The sequence below is a fragment of the Curtobacterium sp. ODYSSEY 48 V2 genome (genome assembly GCF_023712625.1).
Lineage (GTDB): Bacteria > Actinomycetota > Actinomycetes > Actinomycetales > Microbacteriaceae > Curtobacterium.
The window spans coordinates 1-309 of sequence record NZ_JAMAXX010000070.1 but is presented as its reverse complement, the minus strand read 5'-3'; the positions used below and the strand labels follow the sequence as shown (position 1 = coordinate 309).

Sequence of the window (309 nt, the reverse complement as noted above, 5' to 3'; positions counted from 1 at the left end):
TCAAGGTCGAGGTCGGCGAGAAGCAGGTCGCCGCGGACGTCGTGATCGTCGCGGAGTACCCGGTGTCGCTGCAGCAGGTCGCTGACGGTGTCCGTTCGTCGGTCGCCCGTGCGCTGGAGCAGATCGTGGGCATGGAGGTCGCCGAGGTGAACGTCACCGTCCAGGACGTCTTCATCCCGGGTGATGACGACGACAACGACGACAAGAAGGAGTCCCGCGTTGAGTAACACACTCGTCGGCGCGCTGATCGGCGCCATCCTCGCCGTCGTGGCACTGCAGTTCGGGTTCTGGGGCTTCGTCCTGGTGATC

Annotated in this window: 1 protein-coding gene; it reads left to right on the top strand. The window is 65.0% G+C overall.

Annotation, left to right across the window (positions count from 1 at the left end):
* Window positions 1-227: Asp23/Gls24 family envelope stress response protein (locus tag M3666_RS16525; protein ID WP_251155831.1), on the top strand; the 227-nt coding region annotated here is incomplete at its 5' end.
* Window positions 228-309 lie beyond the last annotated feature (82 nt).